The organism is Mesorhizobium sp. M4A.F.Ca.ET.050.02.1.1 (assembly GCF_003997725.1).
GTDB lineage: Bacteria > Pseudomonadota > Alphaproteobacteria > Rhizobiales > Rhizobiaceae > Mesorhizobium.
On sequence record NZ_RZSG01000529.1, the window covers coordinates 1 to 4,205 of the forward strand.

The following is a 4,205-nucleotide window of genomic DNA, read 5'->3' on the forward strand; positions in this document are numbered from 1 at the left end:
GGCGCCGCAAGCGAAGGCGCCTACCGCCACGAAGGCGAGGAGTTCATGCATGTGCTGTCCGGACGCCTGGAACTGGTCTTGGATTCCGACCAGTTCTTCGATCTAGGCCCCGGCGATTCCTTGTATTTCGAAAGCCGCCGCTACCATTCCTGGCGCAATCGCCACGACGGCGAAACCGTCCTGCTGTGGATCAACACCCCGCCGACCTTCTGACTGGGACGAGCCGTTGCCCACGGGCAGCAAGGCCGCCGAAAGGGAGGCAAGCTTCGGCGTCGTCACGGCGAGTGGACGAACGAATCCTCTCCCTTGGCGCCCAAAGCAGAGGCGGACATGCCCTTCGCACCACCGCACTACACGGCTCGGCTGAAGTAGAGAATCGAACGATTGCATAGATTTTTAGTAAAATCCTATGAATTAACTAACGATTAACGAATTGCTTAACTTTCCGCTGCTTTTACCTAGAATATTCGAGGGTGGAATACTTCTCGAATGCGCAGGGCAATGGAAAATCCGAAAAGAGACTTTGAAGGATCTGGACGCCCGTCCAATGCGGATGGGGCGGCAGCCGCGCGCCAGGAATCAGCACCTCTTCCCGAGAAGCTTTCCGCCTTCCCGACCGTTTTGATCGGCGGGCTGCCAATCACGGTGATCGATCGGCGGGAAGCGGCCCATCTGATGATCGCCGCGGCGCGCGGGCATCTGCCCGGCTGCCGTCCCTACTATTTCACGTCAGCCAATGGGGACGTCATCGCCCAGACGCGCGCCAATGCGGAAACGGCCGGGCTCTTTCGCGAGGCCGACCAGATCTTCGCCGACGGTCAGCCGCTCGTTTTCGCTTCACGCCTGCTGTGCGGCGTGCACCTGCCGGAGCGGGTCGCCACCACCGACCTCTTTCACGATGTGGCCAAGCTCGCCGAACGCGAGGGCACGACCTTCTACCTGCTGGGATCGACGGAGGCCGAGAACCGCAACGCCGTTGCCGGCATGAAGGCCAGATATCCCGGCCTGCGCATCGTCGGCAATTCGCATGGCTACCTTGCCGGCGAAACACTCGAACGCAAGCTCCACGAGATCAATGCACTCGCGCCCGATATATTATGGCTGGGCCTCGGCGTTCCGCGCGAGCAGATCTTCGTCCGCGACTTTGCCTCGCGACTTTCGAATGTCGGCGTCATCAAGACCTCGGGCGGGCTATTCGACCATCTTGCCGGCAAGGTGCCGAGGGCGCCGCTTTGGGTCCAGAAAGCCGGTTTCGAATGGCTGTGGCGCGTGCTGATGGAGCCGCGCCGGCTTTTCTGGCGCTATTTCACCACCAGCCCCCAGGCCATCTACGCCATATTGAGGTATTCCAAATGACCGCCGATCAGTCCCGCCCTTCGCTGCCAGCGGGGATCGACACGGAGATCGTCATCGTCGGCGGCGGCCTGTCCGGCACGCTTGCGGCGAACGTGCTCGGCCGTGCCGGCTTTCAGGTCACGCTGGTCGACCGCTATCCCGTCTTTCCCAGGGAATTCCGCGTCGAGAAGATCGCCGGCGACCAGATCGAAAAGTTACGCCGGATCGGCCTTCTGGACAGGCTGGCCAGCGCGGCGGTCGCGTTCGATGAGATCGTTAACATCCGTAAGGGGCGTCTTCTCGACCGCACGCATGCCCGGCACTTCGGCATCTTCTACGACGACCTCGTCGGCGCCATGCGGGCGGAACTGCCCGAAAACGTGCGCTTCATCGCCGGCCGGGTCAACGCTCTGGAGGCGGGAGCGGACCGTCAGCGCGTGTCGATCCTGGGGCAAGGCGACGTCACCGCCAGGCTGCTCGTGCTCGCCACGGGCATGGGCGACATTCTCAAGCGCGACCTTGGCATCGAGCGCCGGTTCGTCCACCAGCGGCAGTCGCTGACCTTCGGCTTCAACATTCGCCCGGCTGGGGACAGCACCTTCAGGCATCCGGCGCTCACCTACTATGGCGAACGGACCTCGGACGGCATCGACTATCTCAACCTGTTCCCGGCCGCCGATGTCACGCGCGCCAATCTGTTTGTCTTCAGGGATCATCGTGACCCCTGGGTAAAGGCCCTGCGCGAGCGGCCCAGGGAAACGCTGATCGACACCCTGCCGGGGCTCGTCAAGGCATTCGGCGATTTCGAGGTCATGGACAAGGTCGAGAGCTGGCTGACCGACATCACCGTCGCCGAGAATTGCGTTAAAGATGGCGTCGTCCTGATCGGCGATGCCTATCAGACATCCTGCCCCGCGGCCGGAACGGGCGTCAGCCGTCTGCTCACCGACGTCGAGCGCCTGTGCAAGGTGCACGTGCCGCAATGGATGGCCTCGCCAGGGATGGCGGCCGCGAAGATCGCGAGCTTCTACGGCGACCCTGCGAAGCGCGCGATGGATGCACGCGGGCTTCATCTGGCGGACTTCCGCCGTAGGCTGACGATCGAGAACGACCTACGCTGGCGCGCATGGCGGCAGCTTCACTTCAGCCGCCGCCGCATCATGCACGGGATCAACAGGCTGAGCCCCAGTTTCGCCGCCAGGCTACGCGGACTGAGCAGGCCGAGACTCGAAGCCGCGACGTGATGCGGGCCGATCCGAGACCGCGAACCACCCCGACCATCCAGCCGGCGCTTTTGTAGACAGTCCGCCGAGCGCGACGCGCTTCAGGTCTTTCGAGCTTCGGGACTCAATTCATCGTCCGCTTGGACCGGCGACACGCGATCGGGGGAGGCCTTCTTGCCGTGCAGCACGCGCCGCGCAAGCGCCTTGGCCGCGGGCAGTTTCTCTACCGTCAAATGCGCCGCGTAGCCGAGCGGGCTCCCGGCCCGGAAGATCTGCCACATCGGCGACGGCCGGCCGCCGAAGATGCGCTTGTAGGGTTCGTCGCCGATGGTGAAGTCGAGGGAATGGTCGCCGCGCTCGATGCAGTCGCGCGCGATCTGTTCGAACAGCAGGCTGCCGATCGACTGCTTCCTGTAACCGGCCTCGTCGAAGCCGCCGAGGATGACGAGGAGAGAGCCTTTGTGAGCAAGCCCAAGCGCGCCGGCGATCGCCCTGTCATTCATCCAGAACGTATAGGTGCGCGCGAAGCCGTCGCACCCTTCTGCGGCCACGGCCAGATAGAAATCGAAATAGGATTGCTGCTGCAGCAGGTCGGCAGGGCCGTTGCTGCCGTCGAAACGCTTGCCGCGGTAGATCTTGAGCGCGTCGAATGTTGTGCGGATGGTGTCGATGTTCTGGGCGCATTCGAAGCGCGCCTCCCCCATGCGACCGAGCTGCCGGGATTTCTTGTCGAGTTCCTTGCGGTAGGACTGGTTGAGCTGATGTTCCCGCCAGGAGGCGAATGTCGGCTCCAGCTTGCTGGAATAGGCGCTCATGCCCATGCTTTCGCGCTTGGCTATGCCAAACAGGCGCTCCATGGCCAGCGAGCGATCCGCAAGCTTGCCGATGCGCAGGAGATCATAAGGCCGCAAATGCCTGCGGATCGCGGCGACTGCGCGGCTATCCGCCAGGATGCGCGACAAGGTCTCCTCGGTGGTGACCGGCGACACATAGTCGGAAACGCGCATGTCGGCGAATTCCACGACCTTGAGCAACGTGTATCGGCGCCTGACGAGTGGCAGGACCATGGCGAGCTTGCCGCCCGGCCGGGCGCGCACAACGATGATCAGCGGGGTGGCGGAGCTCTGCCGGACGATCCGCTCATAGAGCTGCGCCAGCCATATGGGGTGCTGAAAGGCCGTCGCCGCCGAGCTGGCGAACAGCTCGACATATTCCGTCGAGCGGAAGTCGAAGGAATCCTCGGCAGTGACTTCAAACATAAGAATCCGAACCGGCAGACAGCGGCCCGATCTATCGACGACGTCTTGCGTTCCGCGTCAAGGCAAATCGCAGGAAAGTTAGAAACTTGGTATATGCAAGAGTTCGGACGCCGGTTGCAAATCTGTCATGCATTCTACGTTCCGCAGGATCGGGCCGGGGCAGTCGAGATTTATTTTCCCGCAAATCACGCTTGCGGATTTCAAGTGTAACCGCAAGGTAAGCTTTTTCCGCCAAGTCATCTGTTTTCGAGTGTCTGCGGCCCGAGCACCAAAATAACCGCGAACGGGAATGACATGGTCTCGATCGACGTGATTGTTCCGCAAATTGCCCCTCGCCGATGGCAAGAGCTCGTCATCGAGCGGCTTCGGGCCGCAGACACTCGAAAAC

General features: G+C 62.4%; 4 protein-coding genes. 3 read left to right on the top strand and 1 reads right to left on the bottom strand.

The features are described 5' to 3' along the window. From EOA33_RS26170 to EOA33_RS26180, 3 genes are all read left to right on the top strand, one after another. Window positions 1-213 (top strand): cupin domain-containing protein (locus EOA33_RS26170; protein WP_145989284.1); only part of this gene is annotated, 213 nt, incomplete at its 5' end. 432 nt (window positions 214-645) lie between these two features. After that, window positions 646-1,356 carry a WecB/TagA/CpsF family glycosyltransferase gene (locus EOA33_RS26175; protein ID WP_245455400.1) on the top strand — a complete coding sequence of 237 codons (711 nt, stop codon included), beginning with the start codon at window positions 646-648 and terminating at the stop codon, window positions 1,354-1,356. Further along, window positions 1,353-2,579, top strand: a complete 1,227-nt coding sequence (locus EOA33_RS26180; protein WP_126058540.1) for an NAD(P)/FAD-dependent oxidoreductase — start codon at window positions 1,353-1,355, stop codon at window positions 2,577-2,579. The genes EOA33_RS26175 and EOA33_RS26180 overlap by 4 nt, the downstream gene beginning before the upstream one ends. An 80-nt stretch (window positions 2,580-2,659) precedes the next feature. On the opposite strand, the gene EOA33_RS26185 is transcribed toward EOA33_RS26180, so the two are convergent. Further along, a complete protein-coding gene (locus tag EOA33_RS26185; protein ID WP_245482439.1) occupies window positions 2,660-3,817 on the bottom strand; it encodes a GNAT family N-acetyltransferase in 1,158 nt (385 codons plus the stop codon). Window positions 3,818-4,205 lie beyond the last annotated feature (388 nt).